The 22096-nt window shown below is 62.2% G+C and carries 18 protein-coding genes; 8 read left to right on the top strand and 10 right to left on the bottom strand.

The window, feature by feature from the left end; genetic code table 11:
* Positions 1 to 34 precede the first annotated feature (34 nt).
* Both HG800_RS01845 and tenA read right to left on the bottom strand, forming a co-directional pair.
* On the bottom strand, positions 35 to 574 hold the full coding sequence (locus tag HG800_RS01845; protein ID WP_169973065.1) for a hypothetical protein: 540 nt from the start codon (positions 572 to 574) through the stop codon (positions 35 to 37).
* Between the two features lie 295 nt (positions 575 to 869).
* A complete protein-coding gene (gene tenA / locus HG800_RS01850) occupies positions 870 to 1547 on the bottom strand; it encodes a thiaminase II (protein ID WP_169973067.1) in 678 nt (225 codons plus the stop codon).
* Positions 1548 to 1785: 238 nt separating this feature from the next.
* On the opposite strand from tenA, the gene argH reads away from it, so the two are divergent.
* The 5 genes from argH (at position 1786) to HG800_RS01875 (ending at position 9976) form a co-directional block, all read left to right on the top strand.
* Positions 1786 to 3162 carry an argininosuccinate lyase gene (gene argH, locus HG800_RS01855; protein ID WP_169973480.1) on the top strand — a complete coding sequence of 459 codons (1377 nt, stop codon included), beginning with the start codon at positions 1786 to 1788 and terminating at the stop codon, positions 3160 to 3162.
* A gap of 96 nt (positions 3163 to 3258) precedes the next feature.
* Positions 3259 to 4188, top strand: coding sequence for a hypothetical protein (locus HG800_RS01860; protein ID WP_169973069.1), 930 nt, complete (start codon positions 3259 to 3261; stop codon positions 4186 to 4188).
* Between the two features lie 105 nt (positions 4189 to 4293).
* Entirely contained in the window at positions 4294 to 5586 is a 1293-nt protein-coding gene (lysA, locus tag HG800_RS01865) for a diaminopimelate decarboxylase (protein WP_169973071.1), read from the top strand.
* 310 nt (positions 5587 to 5896) lie between these two features.
* Entirely contained in the window at positions 5897 to 8716 is a 2820-nt protein-coding gene (locus tag HG800_RS01870) for a HEAT repeat domain-containing protein (RefSeq protein WP_169973073.1), read from the top strand.
* A gap of 123 nt (positions 8717 to 8839) precedes the next feature.
* On the top strand, positions 8840 to 9976 hold the full coding sequence (locus tag HG800_RS01875) for a sigma-54 interaction domain-containing protein (protein WP_390622602.1): 1137 nt from the start codon (positions 8840 to 8842) through the stop codon (positions 9974 to 9976).
* A gap of 36 nt (positions 9977 to 10012) precedes the next feature.
* Here the strand turns inward: HG800_RS01875 and HG800_RS01880 are convergent, their stop codons facing one another.
* The 8 genes from HG800_RS01880 to HG800_RS01915 all read right to left on the bottom strand — a co-directional run bounded on the left by HG800_RS01880 (position 10013) and on the right by HG800_RS01915 (position 19066).
* Positions 10013 to 11359 carry a carboxymuconolactone decarboxylase family protein gene (locus HG800_RS01880; protein ID WP_169973075.1) on the bottom strand — a complete coding sequence of 449 codons (1347 nt, stop codon included), beginning with the start codon at positions 11357 to 11359 and terminating at the stop codon, positions 10013 to 10015.
* A 79-nt stretch (positions 11360 to 11438) separates the two neighbouring features.
* Positions 11439 to 11822 carry a hypothetical protein gene (locus HG800_RS01885; protein WP_169973077.1) on the bottom strand — a complete coding sequence of 128 codons (384 nt, stop codon included), beginning with the start codon at positions 11820 to 11822 and terminating at the stop codon, positions 11439 to 11441.
* Between the two features lie 24 nt (positions 11823 to 11846).
* Positions 11847 to 12812: a DUF1559 domain-containing protein gene (locus tag HG800_RS01890; RefSeq protein ID WP_169973079.1), complete on the bottom strand. Its 966-nt coding sequence runs from the start codon at positions 12810 to 12812 to the stop codon at positions 11847 to 11849.
* Between the two features lie 1100 nt (positions 12813 to 13912).
* Complete coding sequence (locus HG800_RS01895; protein WP_169973081.1) at positions 13913 to 14824, bottom strand: hypothetical protein; 912 nt, start codon at positions 14822 to 14824, stop codon at positions 13913 to 13915.
* Between the two features lie 354 nt (positions 14825 to 15178).
* On the bottom strand, positions 15179 to 15781 hold the full coding sequence (locus tag HG800_RS01900; RefSeq protein WP_169973083.1) for a hypothetical protein: 603 nt from the start codon (positions 15779 to 15781) through the stop codon (positions 15179 to 15181).
* 86 nt (positions 15782 to 15867) lie between these two features.
* Positions 15868 to 16440 carry a DUF4190 domain-containing protein gene (locus HG800_RS01905; protein ID WP_169973085.1) on the bottom strand — a complete coding sequence of 191 codons (573 nt, stop codon included), beginning with the start codon at positions 16438 to 16440 and terminating at the stop codon, positions 15868 to 15870.
* A gap of 109 nt (positions 16441 to 16549) precedes the next feature.
* A complete protein-coding gene (gene guaA, locus HG800_RS01910) occupies positions 16550 to 18112 on the bottom strand; it encodes a glutamine-hydrolyzing GMP synthase (RefSeq protein WP_169973087.1) in 1563 nt (520 codons plus the stop codon).
* Positions 18113 to 18394: 282 nt separating this feature from the next.
* Positions 18395 to 19066, bottom strand: a complete 672-nt coding sequence (locus HG800_RS01915; RefSeq protein ID WP_169973089.1) for a hypothetical protein — start codon at positions 19064 to 19066, stop codon at positions 18395 to 18397.
* Positions 19067 to 19468: 402 nt separating this feature from the next.
* Here HG800_RS01915 and HG800_RS01920 point away from each other — a divergent pair, with 402 nt between their 5' ends.
* The 3 genes from HG800_RS01920 (at position 19469) to rpsB (ending at position 21993) form a co-directional block, all read left to right on the top strand.
* Positions 19469 to 20236 carry a DUF433 domain-containing protein gene (locus HG800_RS01920; protein ID WP_169973091.1) on the top strand — a complete coding sequence of 256 codons (768 nt, stop codon included), beginning with the start codon at positions 19469 to 19471 and terminating at the stop codon, positions 20234 to 20236.
* Between the two features lie 149 nt (positions 20237 to 20385).
* Positions 20386 to 20874 carry a hypothetical protein gene (locus HG800_RS01925; protein ID WP_169973093.1) on the top strand — a complete coding sequence of 163 codons (489 nt, stop codon included), beginning with the start codon at positions 20386 to 20388 and terminating at the stop codon, positions 20872 to 20874.
* Positions 20875 to 21012: 138 nt separating this feature from the next.
* Positions 21013 to 21993: a 30S ribosomal protein S2 gene (gene rpsB, locus HG800_RS01930; protein WP_182830343.1), complete on the top strand. Its 981-nt coding sequence runs from the start codon at positions 21013 to 21015 to the stop codon at positions 21991 to 21993.
* Positions 21994 to 22096 lie beyond the last annotated feature (103 nt).

The raw sequence follows: 22096 nt of genomic DNA on the forward strand, positions 1-22096 counted from the left end.
GGGGCGGGCCGTCGCGTTGTTGCCGATCGGCAACTCATCCTTCGGTCAGATACCCCTGAACATAGAGGGCTTTCTGACCGGCAACCTCTGAGAACGTTCCGTGCACGGTCACAATATATGCCATATTCTCAATGGCTGCCTTGCGGAAGTTGGTCAGGCCGTCTCGGCGCGGGTTGTGTTCTTCATCCATCAGAATGAACAGTGAGCCGTCTTCAGTCAGAAGGCCGATCGGCTGGCCTTGCTCAGCGCACTTCTGGCCGCAGTCGCGGTGCTTGTCGCCTCGCTTGCCGACCTGAAGGTAACAAGACAGGTCCACGATCTCGCCGACGACAGTGATCGGCTTGCCATCGAGCACCTTGCCCTCGATCGAAGAGGTGTAGGTGGTCACGCTCCAGGGGCGAGAATCGGGAACTTTCTTGCCCAGCTCGGCGGCCGGGCTGTCCCAGGTTCCCTTGGTCGGCTCGGACCAATCCGGGAAAAGAATTCCAGGCCCTTGCTGAGCGGCGAAGGCCAACGAGACGACGGCCAGCAATGCGCCGGCCCCGTAAAGGCCGATTTTCCGGGAACGGTTCATAGGTGACGTTCTCCTCGGGAGAGTGACAGTCCGAACAGATCGATTGATGCCGGGGGCACCATCGTGTGAGTCTTGATTGAGCCCAAACCTTCGCAGCAGCATGTTCAACTGCTCCAAGATCGAGGCTGAGCCACGACTCGGGCCCGTATGGCTGTTTAACACACCAGGTCGACCCCGACAAGGGGCCATAGCCGACCATCACCTCCAACAGGTGCTCGTGCGTCGATGGTTCTGCAGGGGCGTTCACCCTGACAACCCAGTTACGACCGACCGTTCGGTGCTATCGCAGCGAGATTTAAACCGGCCACCGTTGAAGTCGATAGGCGGCGTCCCAGAACATCCATTCATATCGTGTGCCAACAACAAATCGTTCGGACATGCGAAGGCGTTGGGCGTCGGTCAGGGTCGGGGCGATCTTGTCGGTCAAACTGAGCACCTGGCGAACGACTTCATCAAATTGCTCTCCTCCGTACGTTTCTATCCAGCGCTGATAGAGGGGCTCGGGAGACCCTTTCGGCAGCAGATGCTGACCGACTCGCTGATAAATCCAGTAACAAGGCAAGACGGCAGCCAGCCCTTCATGAAACGGTTGGCTTGTGGTCGACGCCATCAGGAAGTCGCAGTAGGCACGAGCGTTCGGACTCGCTTCGGTCTTCTCGATCTGTTCCGGATGCAAACCGAGTTCGGCAAGAAACCCGTCATGAAGCGATTGCTCAACGGCGATGGCGTCGCTCGCATGATGGTTGAACATGCGGGTGGTTTTGGCGTCCGGTGCCACGGAGGCAAGAACCGAAAGGGCCCTGGCAAAGGTTCGGAGATAAATTGCGTCCTGGACGACATAGAACGCAAACCGATCACGCGGCAACCGTCCGTCTGTCAGGCCCGAGACAAAGGGGTGTTCGAGGATCGCATCGTAGATCGGCACGATCGCGTTCCAGAGCTGTTCCGTAAATCGGGGATCAAGCGGGGCCACGTTGAATTCGCTCCACCACGGACCATCGTTGTCAGGGAATGAATGCCATCATATTCCGCCTGTGATGATGGCCAGGAATTGTGCAAACGGCAAGAATTCCTCGTTGAGATCCGTGCTCGCCCCACCTCCATCGACGGCCCTCCAGCGGCCGATTGACTTCGTGAGGCGAGCCTGCCTAAGCTAGGAAATGTCCTGCTGTTTCCTTGGGCAGGTGAAGTGTCGGATGGAGGTTGAGATCGTGGCCGAGAAGCCCTGGGGAGGTCGGTTCGCCGATCAGACCGACCGCCGGGTCGAGCAGTTTACCGAATCCATCTCCTTCGATCGCCGCCTTTTCGAGCATGACATCCGGGGATCGATCGTCCATGCTGAAATGCTCGCTCGGGTCGGACTTCTGTCCGAGGCTGAGTGCGAACAGATTGTGCAAGGATTGCTTGAGATTCGCGCCGAAATCGCCGAAGGGCGGTTTTCCTTCTCGATCGGGAAGGAAGATATCCACATGCACATCGAGTCGGCGCTCATCGCCCGGCTCGGAGACATCGGCCGAAAGCTGCACACGGCCCGCAGTCGCAACGATCAGGTTTCGACCGATGTCCGTCTCTGGACACGGGATGCGATCGACACCATTGCTGGCCGCCTTCTGGAACTGCAACGCTCCTTTCTCCATCTGGCTGATCGCCACCCCGATCTCATTCTGCCCGGATACACCCATTTGCAGCGGGCTCAGCCGGTACTTGCGGCCCATTATGCCCTGGCTTACGTGGAGAAACTGGCCCGCGACCGCGACCGATTGAGCGACGCTCGCCGCCGACTCAACCTGCTTCCTCTCGGAGCTGCTGCGCTGGCGGGCACGACCTTGCCGATCGACCGGGCATTCGTGGCCGAGGAACTCGGCTTTGACGGTGTCGCGGCCAACAGTCTCGACATTTCCAGCGACCGCGACTTTCTGGTCGAAACCGTCTTCTGCCTCACACTCATTGCCGAGCACCTCTCTGGGTGGGCTGAGGAGTGGATCCTCTGGAGTACCCAGGAGTTCAACTTCCTGACCCTGCCTGATGCCGTTTGCACGGGCAGCAGCATCATGCCCCAGAAGAAGAATCCCGACGTTCTCGAACTGATCCGAGGCCGCACTGCCCGAGTCGTTGGTGCCTTGCAGACCTTGCTCGTGCTGATCAAGGGACTTCCCCTCGCCTACAACCGCGACCTTCAGGAAGACAAGCTCCCCCTCTTCGATGCGGTCGACACTGTTACCTCCTGTCTCGAACTCGCCTCCGTCGTCGTTTCGGGGGCAAGCCTGAACCACGATCGGATTGCCTCTCGCCTTGAGGAAGGCTTCCTCGACGCCACGACCCTGATGGAGTACCTGATCCTCAAAGGAGTCCCCCAGCGCACTGGACACGAAGTTGTCGGCAAGCTCGTCTCCCTCTGCGAATCCCGATCGTGCCGCCTCGCCGACCTGCCTCTCGACGACTTCCAGGCCGCCTGCCCGGCCATTGCAGCAGACGTCGTCCACTCCCTCGGCGTCGCGAATGCCGTCAAGGCCTTCCGTTCATACGGCTCCACCGCGCCCGATCAGGTTCAGAACCAGCTTGAAGAGTGGCGGAAGCGATTGGCGTGATGACAGGTCGCAAGTAGTCACATATCAGTCTGTGCCGATGCAATTTGATCCGGGTAAATCGACGATCTTCTCCGACTCCTCGATCCGGCAGCCACCATGCTCCTCGACCGCATCACCAGCCTCCTGCAATCGTGCGACGGAAACGCCCCGGCGTTGCCGCCGACGATGCTCTACAACGAGAACTGGCTCTTGCGGCTGGCGATTGACTGGCTGGCCACGCACCGGGACGAGGCGGCGGGATGTCCAATTGCGCCGAGGCCTTCGGCGACCTGGTTTGCCGAAGGATGGCTTCCGTCGGCCTTCCTGCCGAGGTTCAGGAAGGATCGCCTGGCCGAGTCGTGGACCCATGCGGACGGAGTCATCGGTCACTTCGAAACGGGCAACCGAGGGTGGGCCGACGTGGTCCTCAATCCCCTGGCGGCGCAACTCGTCGTCGTGGAGGGGAAGATGTTCAGCAGGTTGTCGGCCGGTGTGAAGAATGCCCCCTGGTATGATCAGGCGGCACGCACGGTGGCCTGCATGGCTGAAATCCTGCGACGAGCCGACCGCCACCCGATCGAACTGGACCACCTGGCATATGTCCTCATCGCCCCTCGGAAACGCATCGACGAAAGCGTTTTTGCCGATGAGATGGCGCGTGGTGCCATCCTCCGCAAGGTCCGTCGCCGGGTCGAGGACTACGCCGGCACCCGAGACGAATGGTTCCGCGATTGGTTCGTACCCACGATCCGACAGCTCGACCTGGTGTGCTTGGCCTGGGAAGAGCTGATCGAAACCATCGCCTTTCACGATCCGGCCTCGGGTCAGGAGTTCGACGCCTTCTACAACGCCTGCCTGTTCTTCAACCGTCCCCAGGCCGTGACCATGCTGCACGATCTCCGCTCCGGCCCCGCTCCTGCTCCTGAGCCCGAACTGGAAGGTCTGGACGATCATGCGATGATTCCTGCCCGCGTGGGTGACAATCTCCCCGACCTACCCTCGCCCCGTGATCCGATCCGAGAGGCCGCGATTCGCAGGAAAGGCTAATGGGCTCGCCCCGCGCAACCGTCTTCTCCGTCATCGAGCACAGAAACGAAACGAACCGTCTCTCTCTGGCGGGCTTTCGCTCGCCCAACCCGGAACGATCCCCCAATGGACCACTTCCACTACCGCGACCACGAACTCTACTGCGAAGACGTTTCTGCCCGAACGCTAGCCGATCGCTTCGGCACCCCGCTCTATGTCTACAGTGCGGCGGCGCTCGTCGGACGGCTCAACGAACTTCACACGGCCTTCGCCGAACTAAATCCGCTCGTCTGCTACTCGGTCAAGGCGAACTCGAACCTGGGCATCCTCAAGCTGATGGCCGAGCACGGCAGCGGCTTCGATGTCGTCTCGGGAGGCGAGTTGCACCGCGTCACCACGGCCGGGGGAGAGGCGTCGAAGTCGGTTTTCGCCGGGGTCGGCAAGACCGATGAGGAGATCCGAGACGCCCTTCGTGCCGGAGTGCTCCTCTTCAACGTTGAGAGCGAGGCCGAGCTCGACGCCATCGACGCCGTCGCCCGCACCGAAGGGGTGAAGGCTCCGATTGCTTTGCGGGTCAATCCCGACGTCGATCCGAAGACCCACCGCTACATTTCGACCGGAAAAAAAGAATCGAAGTTCGGTATGGACATCGACCGCGCTCTCCGGGCGGCCGATCGCGTCCTGAGCATGGATGGCCTGGCCATGACCGGTCTTCACATGCACATCGGCTCTCAGATCACCAGTATCGAGCCCTACGCTCGTGCCTCGGCCAAGGCCGCCGAACTGATCAACCAGTTGCGTGGGATGGGCCACAAGATCCAGTGGTGCAACATGGGAGGAGGATTCGGGATCGACTATCGAGGGGGAGAGTCGAAGCCGCTCGCCGCGTTTGCCGAGGTCATGGTTCCCGTCCTCAAGCCCACCGGATGCCGACTGGCGATGGAGCCCGGCCGGTCGATCGCCGGTAACGCGGGCATTCTCCTCAGCCGGGTCATTTTCAACAAACAATCGGGAGACAAGCGGTTCGTGATCCAGGACGCGGCGATGAACGATCTGATCCGCCCTGCCCTTTATGAAGGATTCCACCGCATTTGGCCCGTCCGGGTTCCCGAAGGTTTGCCGACCTGGCCCGAGGACTTCGAGGCCAACATTCCCGGCACTGAACCCCGAGACATTGTCGGCCCGGTCTGTGAGAGCGGAGACTTTCTCGCACAGGACCGTCCCTTGCCTCCGGTCGCTCGCGGTGATCTGCTCGCTGTCTTCTCGGCTGGGGCTTACGGTATGGTCATGGCCTCAAACTACAACACTCGTCCTCGAGCCGCCGAAGTGCTTGTCAGTGGTTCTGACGTCCGGCTCGTCCGTCGCCGGGAAACCTTCGACGACCTGATCGGGCCTGAGATGGTGGCGTTGGAATCGTAACGGGATTCAACCGTTCGCTCCCCATCGCCACCACGGGGCCGGTTGTGGCGATCATCTCGGTTCCGATCGATCCTCAGCCCCTAACGGCCGCGGAATTCGTGCCGGGAGAGGCGATCGTACCGCAATCTGGACAATTCCTTCATCCCGAGAGCCGTCTTGTGGACAATCATCGGTCATCATTCCTATAGCCATTGGTCTTTGGGCACTCGGTCTCTGCGTGCCTGTTTCGAGTTCCGGACCCGTACTGCGGTCAGGCAACCTTTATTCTTGTCCCTCTCGAATGTTCGACCCTAACGACGAGGCCCGCACCATGCTCCCGAACCCGATCCCCCGCAATCGCGAGCCGGGCCGAGCCGGTGCCCTCGGCCGGGTTCTTGCGACGATGGCAGTGGTCCTGGCGACTGGAGCCATCGGCCCGATCGTTCGCCCTGCGACAGCCCAGCCTCCAGGCCTCGATCGCTTTGCCAAGCCTCCGGAAACCCCACTTGAGCTCTGGTCCGCCATCTCCTATCTGACTCGGGTCGGTCTGACGGATCAGGCTGTCCCACTGATCGACCAGTTCCTTGCGGCCAACCCCGACGACGACACCCTGATCGAACTTCGTGACCGCTTCGGCATTGGCTCGATCCTCAAGCTCCAGGATGATCCCCGGACCGCCAACCAAGTGGTCGAGATTCTCACTCGACTCAACGCTGCCGTGCGTCGCAACGCTCAACGCGAGGATCGGATTCGACGCTATGTCGGCCTCTTGACCGGCTCACCGCTCCAGCAATCCGAGGCCCTGACCCGCCTCGGTGAATCTGGCCCCTATGCAGTGCCCGTCCTCCTCGAAGCGATTGACGCCCAGCCGGTGGATTCCCCCGATCGAGCCTTGCTCGTCGCCAATATGGGACGCCTGCAGCGCCGCGCCGTTCCGGCCTTGATCGCCGGGCTCGATGCTCCCAACCCGCAGCTTGCCGCCGATGTTGCCTCGGCCCTCGGGCGGATTGGTGATCGTCGCGCCTTACCCTTTCTGATTGCTGAGGCCTCCGCGACCGACTCCGATCGTGCTCCGCTGCCCGCCGAAGCCGCCGAGGCCGTGCTTCGGCTGACCGGCCGTCCACTCGACGAGATTCCCCAGCCTCCCGCGCGATTCCTTCTCGACGAAGCCAAACGCTACCTCCTCGGAGCGTACGAATTTCCCGGCAATCAGGTCGTTCTCTGGTCCTGGCAAGATGGGCAGGGGACCGTTGTCCCCCGCAACGTCGATTCCGCGGAAGTGGAAACTGTCTTCGGTCTCCGATTCGCCGAAGCGGCTCACGCGATCGCCCCGGACGATCCGGAAGCCGACGCCATTCTGACCACGTTTCAGGTTCGAGAGGTGCTTCGTCAGCGTGACCCGGCAGAACTCTCGGTCCCTGGCGAGTTGCCGGAAGATCTGGCCTCCGAGCTCCTCGGACTCGGCCCCAATGCGCTCGCCGACGCTCTGCGACTGGCCCTTCAGTCGAAAAAGTATGAGGCTGCCCCAGCCCTCATCACTGCGCTGGCCATGAGCGGCAACGCCGAGATGCTCGCCGCAGACCCCCCCTCTCCCATCGTCCAGGCCCTGTCTGCCCCCGACCGCAGAGTGCAACTTGCCGCGGCGCGGGCCATCGTCACCCTTGACCCCGCTCGGCCGTTCCCCGGATCGAGCCGGGTCGTGCCGAGCCTCGCCCGATCACTCGACAGCACCCTGGCCCAGCCTCAGATTGTCGTGGTCAGTGGCAGCACTTCGACGCTGACGACCCTGGCCTCCTCCCTCCGTGATCGTGGTTTCGAACCGATCACCGCATCCAGCGCCGAGGAAGGGTTTCTGCGAGCCGCCGAATCCGCGGGGGTCGATGCGGTGATCGTGGATCCCGCCTTCCTACGCGGGCCTCGTGATGCCCGCGACCTCCTGATTGATCTCAGGGCCGATGCCCGCACCGCCCGGCTTCCCGTACTCTTGACCTTACCGATCGACCCGGCCAGAGCCCTCGCTCGGGCCGAGGAATACCAGTTCTTCCAGTCCGAACGTGAGCCGAACGACGTTCCCGCGCGATCCGCTCCCGTCGCCTTTGTCGGCCGCCCCCGGCGTGCTCAAATCAACGGTCGATTGTCCCCCACCGATCGCCCCCCATTCGGCCAGCCCACGCGTGAGTGGCCGCCACAAGAAGTCCAGGAGGCCCCCGAGGATCCCGCATTCGCTCCGCAGGATGTCCCACCGACACCAGAGCCCGTCGCAGATATCTCCGGCGATCTCTACGCCCTCGGCACGCTCCGATCAGGCGATACGATCTCCGCAATCATCGAGCCGGCTCCTGGAAGTACCCTCAAGCCCACCGATGTGGTCCTCTGGCTTGATCGCCGTGAGGGTCCGAAGGGCGTGCCGGTTGCTCAGGGAATCGGATCGCTTTCCGCTCGCATCGACGTTCCAGGCGTTTATGACCTTCGTGTCCAGGCGGCCGAACGATACCTCTACGGGTATCTGGCCATGTACAAGCTCGATCTCAGCATTTATGACTACGATTTTGCCGTGGCTCCGCTTAGCGGCACGGTTCGTCTGAGTGTCGAGGAACTGGCCAAACAGTTCGACCATGTGTCGTTGCTCGCGGCTCCGGGCGACCCGGCCGCCCTGGAAAAGGCCCTGTACCGCGCCTGGAACGAGGCCGGTCTTCGTCCCAGTTCACCCGAGGAACGCCTGGCGATTGTGCAAACGGCCGCCGAGACCCTGGCTCAGATCGCTGAACGTCCCGATGGTCCCTTCGCCACCGAGATGGCTAGCGTCGTCCCGGCCTTGCAACGTTTGATGGCCGATCCGAGGTTCGCTCCTGCCGCCGCTCGGGCCCTTGCAGTCGTGCCGACCCTGCACGCCCAACGAGCCCTGGCAGACAAGGCCTTTGACACGTCGCGTGCCCTGGAATCGCAGCGAGCCGCTGCGGATGGACTCCGGCAAAGCGTCGGGAGGTTTGGCCCCTTGCTCTCGCTCGATCAACGGAGCCGTCTGGTTCGGGCCAAAGACCGCGCTGACGACCCCGAATTGAGATCCGCGTTGCAGGGAGTCATCGATCTCGTTCGAGGATCGCTCAGCGCCACGTCAAGCCCACCCGAGCCATCCGCCAGCACCGATTGATTCATCAACGAGAGAAAATGCTGGGCCCTGAGGATTGGGGCCAGACCTGGAAGGGTCGGTCAGCACTTGGCGATTGCTCCCGGTGCCTGACCGACCCCAGGAAGGACGCGAGACGAGATGGCCATGCCCTCACCTCTGAGTGACCGACCCGGCTTCGGCTCCCGATCGGGAAACCCTGTCGACGCGTCTTCGGGGCTTCCCGGGGTCATCAGCGGCAGCTCGATCATGCTCGAAGTTGCCAGGGTCACTCGCCAGGTTGCCCGCTCTCGGGCATGCGTCCTCATCGTCGGAGAAACCGGTGCGGGCAAGGAATTGATCGCTCGGGCAATCCACGACCTTAGCCCCCGAGCTTCCGGACCATACATCCGGGTCAATTGCGGTGCACTGACGGAGAGCCTGCTCGAATCCGAACTGTTCGGGCATGTCAAAGGGTCGTTCACCGGGGCGGTCGAGAACCGAACCGGCCGATTCGAGGCGGCTCATACCGGCACAATCTTTCTCGACGAAATCAACAGTACGTCACCCAAGCTTCAGGTGAAGCTGCTCCGCGTCCTTCAGGAAGGAGAGTTCGAACGCGTCGGCGACGTGAGTACCAAGAAGGTCGATGTCCGTGTCGTGGCCGCGACGAACCGTGAACTCCGCGAAGAAATCGACGCCGGGCGCTTTCGGGAAGACCTTTACTATCGCCTCAATGTCGTCCCGATCGATCTACCTCCGCTCCGAGACCGTCGCGAAGACATCCCGCCACTCGTGACCTTTTTCCTCGCACGCTACAGTGACCAGAACCAACGAGAGATGCGTCAGGTCGATGCGGAGGCGATGAAGCTCCTCGTTCGATACGACTGGCCCGGCAATGTCCGGGAGCTTCAAAACTACGTCGAACGTGCTGTTGTGCTGGGCGAAGGGCCGGAACTCAAGCCTGAGCACCTCCCTCCCCAACTCCGCGGCGAGGCCCCTCCCCGACCCATTCGGGGAAGGTCTCCCGATCTCGACACCTTGATCTCCGACCTCGTCCGTCGAGGCCTTCTGGCTGCTGGACCAAATGCCGATGAGTTGATTCATCGGATCGTTGCTCCCGTCGAGCGTGAGCTGATTCAGCAAGTGCTCACATCCTGCGATCGCGTGCAGATCAAGGCCGCCGCTCGTCTCGGGATCAATCGTAACACCCTGCACAAGAAACTGACTGAGTACGGGCTGGACACCCCCACCTCCAACGGTGAGCCATCCTCCCCTGCTCCGGTCGACCGGGACGAGCTATAAGTTTTCTCATCCCGGTTCGACCTCGGCACTCGATTCTCATTCCAGAGGCAGCGCGGCGGCTTCGGTCAATCGATTGAAAAAGACCGACTCGGCAACCACGGCAATGAGCTCTGCCACTTCGTGATCCGACAAGAAGGATCGGACCTTTGCCACATCGGCATCCGTCACCAGCGCCGGGTCCACGGTGAGCCGCTCGGCAAATGCCAGAACACGCCGTTCCGACTCCGTGAAGTCCGACCGATCCCCGTCCAGAGCCTGGATCTGCTCGTCCGAGGCTCCCAACGCTCGGAGTCGGTTCAGGGCATGACCGATCGCATACCAGGCTCGATCGTGCCGAGCCGAAACCCAGGCAACCTGTGCCCGGAGCATCGGATCGAGCGACCCTTCCTGCTCGGCTGCCTTGAGGATCGCGACGCGTTCGACCCCGACTCCTGGAAACTGAGCCAACAATCGCACCCAGTGGGGGAGCGGTTCGTCGGTCCCGGCAACGCGATCACCCAGCCGCTTCGCTGCCTCCTCCGGTGCAGGAAGCTCAAGAAGAAGAGGACGTTCGCGACACGCTGCCAGTTTTGCCATGACGACCTCCCACGACTCCAGGCGGGGACGCGCTTGGGGGGCGGCAACACGAGTTCCTCCCGGCGCTCGTGTCGGACCGATCGGCGCTACTCGGGTCATGACCGAGTCGAAGGTTGGGTCGAGTGAGGACAAATAATCCCGATATTCTTCCTGAGGGATGTTCAATGCTCCTGTCCAGCGATTCATGGCATTAAAGCTGGAAACAACATAGATAATCTCTGAAATCTGAGAGTCGGAATACCATGATCGGAGTGATTCGAGGGATGTTTCGCCAAGCTCAAGCGGATTGAGCGTCATCGTCTTGGCCATTGTGTACGCAGCCCGATCTGCGGGGCTTGCCTCGGACCAGTCGCCATCAAGCAGGGCGATTTCTGAGTCCGTCACTCCCACGGCCATCAGTTTGCTCTCTTGATGGCCCAGGCAATACGTACAATTGTTGGCCCGCGAGACGATCCAGAACAGTTTGGTCTGAAACGGGTATCCGAGTGACATTCCCGGTTCGTCCCGTTTTGGGAATCCCCCCGACGCAAAGCCGGCGGGAAGGTACCACTTCCTCATGCGCCCATTGTTCACGACTGACCATGCTCCCGCTCCCGCGCGCTCCTGTTCCTCGGGAGTCAACTGCGGCAGTGGCAATCGGGGGCGAGCCTCCTTCGACCACTCCAGCGCCCGCTTCAACTCGGCTCGGTTCTCGGGAATCGGATTCGGTTGATCCGCCTCCCCCTCCTGCGCAGAGGCCGGTGAGGAACCGAGAACGCCGGGCAGGAGGACAATTGTCATATATTGTAAATATCTGAGATAATTCATGAGAAATACTCCTGTGAGGTTGCGAATCAAATGCTCGGAAAATCGTCGAGAAAGACCATTCATCAAGAGATGGCCCGGATTACTCCGCTCGGATGACACTGAGGTCCGGTGCCGTCGAGATGAGGTACACGACCTGGGACTGAATCCTTCGACCCTCGGGCGTCTCAAGCGTGAGGGCGACTGGACAGCACAGCTTCTCCCCCACCACGGACTCACCCGACAGGAGCCGGTATTCGGCCAGACGACGACCGGCGAGCCAGTCGTCGTCGGCAACCCGCAAGGACGGTTCGGACTCAAGAGGATCGGTATGCGACCGCCCCGATTTCCAGGCATCAAGCACCGCGACAAGCGTCTCACGGGCACGCGATTGATCGAGACTTCGGTTCGGTGGCCGTTGATCTGTGCATCCGAGTGCGCAGACGGCGATCAAGGCCGCAAGAGGAGCGGCGTGGACTCGAGTCATGACGGAATTCCCCGAAATCAAGGTTCAGAACGCGTCGGCCGAGATGACCTCGCCACCATTCCGCGTCCCCAACGCTCTCCAGGTTTCGAGTGCGACCGTCTCCTTGATGAACCGGACCGACCCGTCCGCCATCCCGACATTGACCCCGCCCGGATGGCGGCTATTGGCAATGGTCATGATCCGCGAGGGTGGGAACATGCACGACACCGAGTTTGGAGGGCCAGAGTGCCAGTAACTCGTCGTTGAGTGATAACCGTACGTCCAGGGAGCTCCCACGTCGCTGACCCGCTGAAACTGGAGATCGCGCCAATCCATGTTCCGACACAGCTGCACGGCCTCATCGGCATTGGCCGGATAGGTCTGCGGCCAGAACGTGTCGCCCTCCCGAGTCGCTCGGGTGTTATCAAAATCCCCCAGTACGTGCTCGCTGAAGGCTGCGGTCTGGCTCAGGCCGTCGCGAATGTTGGCTGCCTTGATCCCTACCGAGGCAAAGAACAGCCCATTGGGGGCAGGTAATCCGGCGTTCACTCCGCTCGGGTCACTGGCACCATGCCACATGACGACACTCGTCCCTTCATTCACCCGATAATTCGTTCCCCCCCACCCCATTGGCAGCTCGGCCGTATCCGAAGGACAGAGTAAGAGTTCAAGATTCGTCGTCGTGACCGTCCGGTTGTCCAGGCCAGACCAGGACAGGTCAAAGTTCAACGCACTGGCGACCGTTGCCTGCTCCACATACGGCAAAATGCGGGCAATCGACGAAAATGAGGTGTCGAACGGGATGGTTCGTCCCAGCGGAAAGGTCCCATTCGCGTCGTGGTACGTATGGAGCGCAATTCCGAGTTGCTTCAGGTTGTTCAAACACTGTGCACGCCTTGCCGCCTCGCGAGCACTCTGGACCGCAGGCAAGAGTAAGGCAATCAGCACGCCGATAATTGCAATGACGACCAACAACTCAATCAAGGTAAACGCGCGTCGGCGCAAGTTCATCAGTCTGTTCCTCTCGTCTTCTTCGGGAATCGTGAGATGCGCAATCGACTCGATTGCGACGCCTGAATGGGAACGGCGACACGATAGTGAAGACGGAGTCACGCTCGTTCAAAAACGGATTCGTCCGATGTCAACACGGTTCGACCTTGGTCCTCTCCTCGGTACGTGCGAGTCACCTCGTTGCTTCGCAACCAGGAACGAACATTCCCGGAGAATCTCAGGAGAGTCCGGTCGATCATTCGCACAGTCATGCTGAGCAAACGGTCGAGAGGGACGTTTCATGCGAATTCATTGCGAAATGAGGACAGCACGGTCCGCGAGCGGACTGCGGGTTGGCAACGACGTGTCAGACGAGACTGCGACGCGCGGGCTCCGCCTCAGTCGAAGAGTCGAGGAGGATGGAAGATCCCACTGCTCAGGGGGGAGAAGTGCAGCAGGGGATCTAAAAACGGGAGGATGTGGGGATCGGTCGATGGGTTCTGACACGAAGGCCCGTTGAGTGCCCAGTGTTCGAAGGTCGGAGGCACCAACGGAGCAGGTGATGAACTTGGAACTGCCGGTGCATTCGAGCATCCCGGCCCATCGCAGGGCTGCCCCGGAGCTGGAACGGGTTTATTGGTGTTCGGGATGTGCTCAAGGTCGCCTGTCAGTCCAAGCACGTTAATAATTGCATCATCACCGGCTCGGCTCACATAGGAGCCACAGTGCTGCGCCTGGGCTGAGGAACCAAGAGACGCAACTGTCACCAGCACGATCAGCACCCACCCCAACGTGAGGAACAGGTGTTTTACCCGATCAACATCTGGAAGACGTTGCAAATCCATACGGGCGAGCGTCTCGAGGGATCGACTGGAGTGATGAGCACACGACGCATCAGGCTCGAACGGCCCGATCGAAGAAGTTGACTAATTATCAATAACGCATTCGGATCCGGATCGCAAGTGGGTCTCCCTTTCAATTTTATTCTCTCCGTTCCTGGCAGGATTGCCGCAGGCCGAGCCCGACATGGGGGAGTGCCCGGATTCTCCAATCCGGACCCTCCCCCTCGGGATTGTCCACCAGGAACGCACTGTCGATCGTTTCGCTTCAACGGCGCCAACTCAAACAGCTGGCTCCTCCGCCGGCTCTGGCGAATCAGTAGGTGCGGGCTCGTCGACCTGTTCCGGCGAATCGGTTGCCTCTGCGTCTCCAGGCGGGCTGGCCGGAGCCTCCTCTTCCGTGGCGGGCTCACCCACGGCCGCTGGAGTTGCTTCTGCTTCCGCATCGGGAGCGGGATCAGCCGCTTCGGTGCCCTGTGAAGTCAAGATGATCCGGCCATCCTTGACCTCGATACTCTCAAACTTCGAGAACAACTCGCGCTGTTCCGGATTATCCGCCATGGATTCGGCGAGATTCTGGCCCCGGACTTGGTCCATCACCTCGTCGGGAACGGGCTCCCCTTTCACCTCGGCCTCCTGAATTTGGAGGACGAGCAGGCCATTTCGGAGGAAGACGTCAAAGGTTCCAGACGCATTAAAGTAACGCCCGTCCAGCTTGTCGGTCCCGAGGAGCTTTTGCCCGAGATCCTCCACCGGAATGCTGACCTGACCGCGGAGCTTGTCCCCCTCAATCGTGAAGTGGACCCGTCCCTCGGCCTCTGCAACGACGTGCTGCGCCACGAGATTGAACTCGTCGCTGCTCAGCGACAGTTCTTCCTTGCGGCCTTCATCCATCGCCTCCTTGAAGGTCTCCCAGCGGGCGATGACCTCCTGACGCTCCTCTTCGGCGAGCTGGATCTCGGGCAGCTCGACCGGTGCGGGATCGGTGTACTCCTCGATCACACCGATCAGCTTCCCTCTGGCAAAGAAGACCAGCGCGATGATCAGGATCACGGTGACCACGAAGAGAATGCCCGAGATCAGGCATCCCCAGAACAAGCACCCCGGCCCCTTGCGCTCCGGAGGAGCCGCAGGGGCCTGAGGTTCCTGATACATGTCAAACTTCTCGGGTCCGAACGGGTCGCTTTGCGACATGGATCGCCTCGGTCAAGATGGAATCAACGAAGATGTTTCGGGTGATTCGTTTGATCGCGTGAAGTTGCGATCATGAATAACCCCTTTCAAGCAGTACTGCCGTGAACGAGCAGGCAGGCCCGTCACCGGCAAACCCTTGCAAGCGCCCCGATCTCGACCACCACGTCTTGCCTGTTCGAAGCAATCCAGGGCATCTTCGGCGGGTCGAGACGTGTTCGCGAACGAGGGCACCTGCAATCGATCGCTTGTTTCCAAAGAGTGTATCGCATCCCGAGCCAATTTCTTACGGGATCCCGCTCAAAATCGCTCGTCACTCTGCCCGGAGGTTCTCCCTCGAACCCGCGTCGGACACGATCACCGGAACTGGCTCCGGTAGATCATGGAGAGGACGTACAGTCCAATCACGGCCCATCCCATGCCGAGCAAGAGCCCGAACCGTTCGCGCCAGTGCATCGGCGCGGGTGACCGTCGTGTTCCCCGTCGCCTCCTTCGGAGCCACCCTCCGGCCAGGAGCGACGCGGTCACATACACGGCCATCAACGGCGTGCCGTAGAAGAAACAGATCTCCGCGGCCGAGGGATCAACGATCGGCGGAGACTGACCTCGTGCGCTCGATCGCCGCCCAACGATGATCGGCGGCCAGAGCAGCCAGGCGGCCGTCCCGTGTGCGAACCAAAGGAGCGTTCCCGATCTGAAGCGTCGGTGTCTGCCTCGCCGACGCTCCCAGAGCAACAGGGGCACCCCCACCAGCGAGGCCCCACCCAGCACCGCTCCACCCAGCACCACGAACGATTCACCGAGCGACGTCTCATCACGGAAGATCGGCAACCCGACGGCCAGTCCCACCCCGATCCCTGCCACCACGATCATCAGTTCGCCGATCGTCGGACGCGGTCTTCGGGGAGCAGGTGTGACTCGCGAGGTCGTCTTCGAGCCTTGACTATCGGTCGGGTCCATGACCGTTCCTCTGCGATGTGAAGCCGTCCAAGGTCATCCGATCAGCCACACCCGCCGTCGGGCCTTTCTGAATTCCAAGAGTGGATTCAATTCAATTCAGGCAACTCCGGAGGATTCGGCAAACCTTCGATGGAACGGCGCAATCCAGGGTGATGCAGCCGGATGGACCCCTTCGGGAAAGAATCATGGCTGATCGATGCGTCGCCGTGCTCAATGATCATCTGGCCATCATTCAGCCGCTGAATCAGGACGTTCGGTCGGTCGACAGACTCGAGGGCGTGGGCCGGTGCGAACGTATGCTCCGTAACGGCCATCTCACGCTCTGCACTTCCTCTCACCAAAACCATCGTAAAGCCGAGCACCACCAGCATCGTCAACACGGTGAGCCCGATCCAGACATATCCCAGGATCAGCCCGGTTCGTGCCAGGGCGTCTCCACCGAGCCTTCCGTTCGATTTCCGGATTTCTCCCCGCGCCACGTGACCCGAGACCACCGCTGTGACGGGGCCCACGACGGGAAGGAAAAACCCAGCGATCCCCGCCACCAGGCTCACGATCGCCAACCGTTCGGTCGGCAACTCGTGGGGCACCAGCTTCTCCGGCACCTCTTCGAACTCCGGGTCGTATGCGTGCTCGGTTGAGGACCAGGAGGCAGACATGGCGCATGCTCCAGGCAGGGCAAAAGGAGACGGTTCAATCGTTCGGAATCAAAGAGTCTTCGCCTGATGGCCGGCATTCTTTCCGACCAGTTCAAAAAAAAGACCTCGATCACTCCCACTCAATCGTCCCTGGTGGTTTGCTCGTAATGTCGTAGGCCACCCGGTTCACGCCCTTCACCTCGTTGATGATCCGGCTCGACGCCCGAGCCAGCAGCTCGGGGGGCAACCTTGTCCAGTCGGCGGTCATGAAGTCATCGGTGTCCACGCATCGCAGGGCGACGACGTTTTCGTACGTTCGCCCGTCTCCCATCACCCCGACCGACTGCACCGGCAACAACACCGCGAAGGCCTGTCCCGTTGCGCGTTCCAGGCCTCCGGCACGCAGCTCTTCCAGGAAGATCGTATCGGCCCGCCGAAGCACTTCCAGCCGCTCTCTTGTAATTGCTCCCAGACATCGAACGGCCAGACCGGGACCGGGGAACGGGTGACGCCAGACCTGGCTCTCAGGCAATCCCAGCTCGATCCCGAGCCGTCTCACCTCGTCCTTGAACAGGTCGCGCAGGGGCTCGATCAGCTCGAAGCCGAGTTCCGCCGGCAAGCCGCCCACGTTGTGATGATGCTTGATCGTCGCCGCGGGGGCATCGGCCGAGCCTCCACTTTCAATGACGTCAGGATACAAGGTCCCCTGCGCCAGGAACCGGGCGTTCGGAATTGACTTCGCCTCATCCCGAAACACGTCGATGAACGTGTGGCCGATCTTCACCCGCTTCTCTTGCGGATCGGTCAGGCCGTCGAGCACCTTCAAAAACCGCTCCGAGGCGTCGATCACCCGGAGTTCGGCCTTCGAATGCTTGCCGAACATGTCCACGACCGCGGCCCGCTCCCCCGCTCTGAGCAAGCCATTATCCACAAAGATGCAGACGACTCGTTCTCCCAGCGCCCTCGCCAGCAAGGCCGCCGTCACCGAGGAATCGACCCCGCCCGATACCCCGCAGACGACCCGCTCGTCCGGCCCGACCTGCCGCCGAATCGCCGACACCGCCTGGTCGAGATACGCCTCCATCGTCCAGTCGCCCGCACTTCCCGCGATCCGGTCGAGGAAGTTCCCCAGGATATGAGCCCCGAGCGTCGTGTGACTCACCTCCGGGTGAAACTGGAGTCCGTAGACCTCCTTCGATCGGTGGCGGACCGCCGCCATCGGGCATGTTGCGGTCGCTGCGAGCCCCTCAAAGTCGGGGCTGAGCGTGTGCACCTGATCGCCGTGGCTCATCCAGACCGTCGTCCCCGTCGTCACCTCGGCCAGGAGCGGCGAAGCGTCGTTGACCTGCGTCAGGGCGGCCGGCCCGTACTCGCGAGACGGGACCGAGTCGACCTTGCTCCCGAGCGCCTGACAGGCCAGTTGCATCCCGTAGCAGATGCCCAGAATCGGCACGTCCAGCTCGAACAGTCCCGGGTCGCATTTCGGCGCGTTCAGCTCATAAACGCTTGACGGGCCTCCGGAGAGGATGATGGCCATCGGGTCCAGTTCTTTGACCCGATCGGCCGTGATGTCGTGCCGGACGATGATCGCAAACGCTCTCCGCTCCCGGACACGCCGGGCAATCAACTGAACGTACTGCGAACCGAAATCGAGCACGAGAACCGGACGCCGGGACGGATCGGCGGGCTGCATCGGTGGGGCGAACCTCAAGGACGGCCAGGAAGGGGAGTCGCGAACCAAGCCGTCATCCTAATCCGACCAACCACCCTTTGAGAATCGCAATCGCCCCAAGATCCCCTGAGCCGTTCGATCCGATTGAGCATCTTCAACCCTCTCACCCGTTTGCGGGGGAGAGAATGGCCGACAGGTCGGGTGAGGGGGCCGCTGACGAATCCCCAAGCACTGCGTCCTTGCCCTCGCCCCGATTGCGGGCAAGCACGTCCTCCCGCCGACTGCATCCCCCTTCTTCCCTCATCACGATTCGACCGGAGGCTCCTGCTCCATCAGCGGCATCGGCCGTCCGGCACTCGCCTGTCTCAGCCGCGCCACGCTCGGCGGCGGGGTGAGGATTTCCGAAAGAATGATCGCCTCCCGGAGCCGATTCAGGTTCACCCCTTGCTCCCCTCCCAGGTTCGCCCAGGCCGAAAGACCCGGCGGCAGCACCGCCCCTCGTGATTGCGACCCTCGAGTCGCTTCGGCCGAAATCGGTCCCAGCCCTCGTTGAATCTCAGCCTCGTCCATCCGGGCATCATCGTAGATCGCATAGACTTGCTGGATGTCCGCCGGGACCGGGCGCGGCGTGCGAGGCGATTCCCCGACCCGGTTCGGAGGGGAAGCCGTTTCTTCCGCCTTCTTCGGTTGCGAGCGACTACTCCGGGCCGCACAGCGGTTCGTGTCTCGCGGCGATTGAGCCCGGCCGGGGCTCGTCCGCGATCGCTCTGGAGCATTTCCTCTCGGGGCTCTCGATGGTGTTTGTGGCGCTCGCGAAGGTCCGCCCGGTGGCACGGGTCGAGGACCGATGCGCTCTCGGACCGGAGGTTGCGGCGCCTCAGCTTTCCCGAAAACCTGATTCAAGGCCCAGATCACCAGGAAGATCGCAGGCACCAGATACTGAATCGAAAACTCGGCCCAGAGCAGCGGTGGCATGGCGATTCTCTCCCGGCAGCGTCGGTCGGCGGATCCCGCGTGTTTGCTTAGCCTATTCTAGGCACACTCCCCCGTTCGGCGAAACGTCGCCCTTGCCATCCTCTCTTAGGATCGCCTCCCCCGATTCGCCCCGACTCCTAGCTGATCTGGATCGCCAGAAGAGTTTTCCTCATCCGTTCAATCCATTTTTTGTGACTGGACCTCCCAGATTTCCCGATGATATCCCCAAAGACACGTCGCAATTGAGGACCGATCCGCCCCCCGCCGTTGGTCGTCGAGGGGCGGCCGAGGACCGCGCCGGGATGAGACGGCGACTTCCCACACGGCAACCGGGCTGATGATCACGGACCCGCCCGGTCATCGTGCCGCTTGAACTCCTCTCCTGGGACGCTCCTTGTCATCATGGACATGCACCCCTCGAACGGTTCGCCGTCGTCGTCGGAATCGAGCTTCAACTCCTCATCCTCGATGGCCTTTTCGTCGCTGATGAGCCTGTCTCTGGTTGATCCCGACCCCTCTCACTTCGAACACCTCACCGCGAGCCTGCTCGCCTCGGTCGATCCCGAGGATGCTCAGGAGCGCCTGCTGGTCGAACTCCTGATCCTCGCCGCCCAGCGCCTCCGCCGTGCTTCGCTCGCCGAATCCGAGGCCGAGATCCCCGACCTCTCCTGGTGCCGCTTCCAGACCCTCGCCGATCGGAACTTCCGCGCCGCCCTGAAGGACCTCCGCCAGCACCGCGACCACAAGTCCGCTCCCGTTGCCTCTCCCGCGACCAGAAACCGAAAGGGCTCCCGAACTTCTTCCCAGGCGGGTGAAGCGAATCCCCTTCCCGAGCTTCCCCCCCCTCCTCCTGAATCGACCCCCGAGGAGATTGCCGACGCCTACGCCAACTGGCGCATTCACATTGCCCTCGTTCGTAGCATGAGCGAGGAATGGCCCGTCATCCTCCGCCTCCGCCGCGAGGTCGAAGACGTCGCTGCCTGGCTCGCCGACGGCAAGACCGAGGAGGAGCTGATGACCTGGTATCCCGGCCTCACCCGAGCCGACATTGCCGCCTGCCGCGCCTGCGACGCCGAAGGCCTCTGTGGCCCATTCGACCCCGCCGACGGCCCCTACCCGCCCGGCTTGCCCGTTCTCGACGACCTGCCTGACGAAGAACCCGAGACCTGAGCGTCCCTCAATCACCAACGCCGGAGATCACACATCCTGGCTTGAGGGCCGGGGAGAACGAACGATCGACTTGCGTTTCTCAACGGAGGTTGGGACCTTCGAACTCCCCCGCGGTGACCTCTCTTCTCCCCTTCCAGGGTTCCAGATTCATGCCGCATCGAAGACGGATCACGGTCGCTCGCCTGATGGGAATGGTCGCGGTCGTCGCGCTGTGTCTCGGTGGGGTGTTGCAAGTCCGCACCTGGTTCCTGGGCTGGTTAACGGCGCACAACCGCTCACAGGCGATCGTGTCGGCGGAGGCGTTCGAGGCAAGAGAGCCGGTCGAGTTGGCCTTTGCCGCCCGGTTCCTGGACGGGGCAGAACTGGCCAGGCGATCGGGGGAACCATTCAACGCCTTGATCCTGCAAGAGGCAGCCCTGGCCTGCCTCCGACGCGCCGCCTTTGCCCGGGAAACAGCGGCCTACTGGCGGTTTGCCGAACAGACCGCCCCGGCCTGGCCCACCGGCGCGGGAACCGGCCGTGCCCGAGCCTTCGCATCGAACGCCGAAGGGAGGTTCGCCTACGAGGTCGCCCTGCCGATCCTCCGGCACTACGACGCCAGGACTCCCACGTTTGACGATTCCCTCCGAGGTCGGTAAACTTGGCGGCTCGACCGAGTCGTGTTCCGTGTTGACCGAACCCACTCGACCATCCCGATAGCAAGGCCGCCCCGAGGGCACGTCGCCCCCGGACCATCGGCCGGACGACCATCTGACTGCCCCCGGAGGGGATTGCTCGTGGCGATCGCTGTGAAGGACTTGATCGAAGCCGGCGTGCACTACGGCCACCGCGCCAGCCGCTGGAACCCGAAGATGAAGCCGTACATCTACGGCAAGCGCAACCTGATTCATATCATCGACTTGAAGGAGACCGTCCGCGGCCTTCTGCGGGCGACCAAGTACTTCAACCGCGTCGCCGCTGGCGGCGGCCTGATCCTCTTCGTCGGCACCAAGCGCCAGGCCGTCGACATCGTGGTCGAGCACGCCACGAAGTGCGGTATGCCCTACGTCACCGAGCGATGGCTCGGCGGCACCCTGACGAACTTCCAGACCATTCGCAGCCGCCTCGACCGCCTTGACGAGCTGGAGCAGACGCTCGACAGCGACATGGCCCTGACCTACTCAAAGAAGGCCCTCAGCACGCTGAACCGCGAGCGCCGCAAGATTTCGAGGAACCTCGAAGGCATCCGGCACATGACTCGCCGGCCCGAGGCCATGTTCGTCATCGACCCGCACCGCGAGAAGATCGCCGTCAGCGAGGCCCGGAAGCTCGGCGTCAAGGTCGTCGCCCTGATGGACACCGACTGCGACCCCGACGTCGTTGACCTGCCGATCCCCGGTAACGACGACAGCATGCGAGCCATTGAGCTGATCCTCGACCGCCTGACTGCCGCCATCATCGACGGCAAGGCCGCCGCTCCTCCCGAAGCTCAGCGCCCCGAGCCGGGTCAGCCGGGTGGACAGGGCCAGCGCGGTCGGCTCGAACGACGAGGCTCCGGCCCGCGGCCAGGAGACGCCCCAGGTGCTCCTGTCGCGGCTCCCGGTGCTCCGGCGTCCGCCCCCGCTCCGGCCGAGTCCGGCGAGGCGACTGCGTCGGCCGAACCGGCTCCCCCGAGCGAATCGGCTGCCGAACCGCAAGCCCCTTCGGCCGCTCCCGAGGCTCCTTCCTCACCTGAGGCCACCTCGGACGAGCCGCAGCAGCCTCCCGCGCAGGGCTGATCTTGCTCCGAGCCTTGCCTGATTCCCCGATCCCTGGCCGTCGGTCGAGTGTTTCGCTCCCGACGGCCAGCGTCGCTCCCGACCGAACGCTGCTTCGAGCCAC

This window comes from Tautonia rosea (assembly GCF_012958305.1).
GTDB classification, from domain to species: domain Bacteria; phylum Planctomycetota; class Planctomycetia; order Isosphaerales; family Isosphaeraceae; genus Tautonia; species Tautonia rosea.

Bases quoted from the DNA above. Each gene is read 5' to 3' on its own strand.
- HG800_RS01845 (WP_169973065.1), bottom strand. From the start codon at position 574: ATGAACCGTTCCCGGAAAATCGGCCTTTACGGGGCCGGCGCATTGCTG.
- HG800_RS01895 (WP_169973081.1), bottom strand. From the start codon at position 14,824: ATGTCGCAAAGCGACCCGTTCGGACCCGAGAAGTTTGACATGTATCAG.
- HG800_RS01870 (WP_169973073.1), top strand. From the start codon at position 5,897: ATGCTCCCGAACCCGATCCCCCGCAATCGCGAGCCGGGCCGAGCCGGT.
- HG800_RS01890 (WP_169973079.1), bottom strand. From the start codon at position 12,812: ATGAACTTGCGCCGACGCGCGTTTACCTTGATTGAGTTGTTGGTCGTC.
- HG800_RS01900 (WP_169973083.1), bottom strand. From the start codon at position 15,781: ATGGACCCGACCGATAGTCAAGGCTCGAAGACGACCTCGCGAGTCACA.
- HG800_RS01905 (WP_169973085.1), bottom strand. From the start codon at position 16,440: ATGTCTGCCTCCTGGTCCTCAACCGAGCACGCATACGACCCGGAGTTC.
- lysA (WP_169973071.1), top strand. From the start codon at position 4,294: ATGGACCACTTCCACTACCGCGACCACGAACTCTACTGCGAAGACGTT.
- HG800_RS01860 (WP_169973069.1), top strand. From the start codon at position 3,259: ATGCTCCTCGACCGCATCACCAGCCTCCTGCAATCGTGCGACGGAAAC.
- HG800_RS01880 (WP_169973075.1), bottom strand. From the start codon at position 11,359: ATGAATTATCTCAGATATTTACAATATATGACAATTGTCCTCCTGCCC.
- HG800_RS01925 (WP_169973093.1), top strand. From the start codon at position 20,386: ATGCCGCATCGAAGACGGATCACGGTCGCTCGCCTGATGGGAATGGTC.
- HG800_RS01885 (WP_169973077.1), bottom strand. From the start codon at position 11,822: ATGACTCGAGTCCACGCCGCTCCTCTTGCGGCCTTGATCGCCGTCTGC.
- guaA (WP_169973087.1), bottom strand. From the start codon at position 18,112: ATGCAGCCCGCCGATCCGTCCCGGCGTCCGGTTCTCGTGCTCGATTTC.
- HG800_RS01875 (WP_390622602.1), top strand. From the start codon at position 8,840: ATGCCCTCACCTCTGAGTGACCGACCCGGCTTCGGCTCCCGATCGGGA.
- HG800_RS01915 (WP_169973089.1), bottom strand. From the start codon at position 19,066: ATGCCACCGCTGCTCTGGGCCGAGTTTTCGATTCAGTATCTGGTGCCT.
- HG800_RS01920 (WP_169973091.1), top strand. From the start codon at position 19,469: ATGGACATGCACCCCTCGAACGGTTCGCCGTCGTCGTCGGAATCGAGC.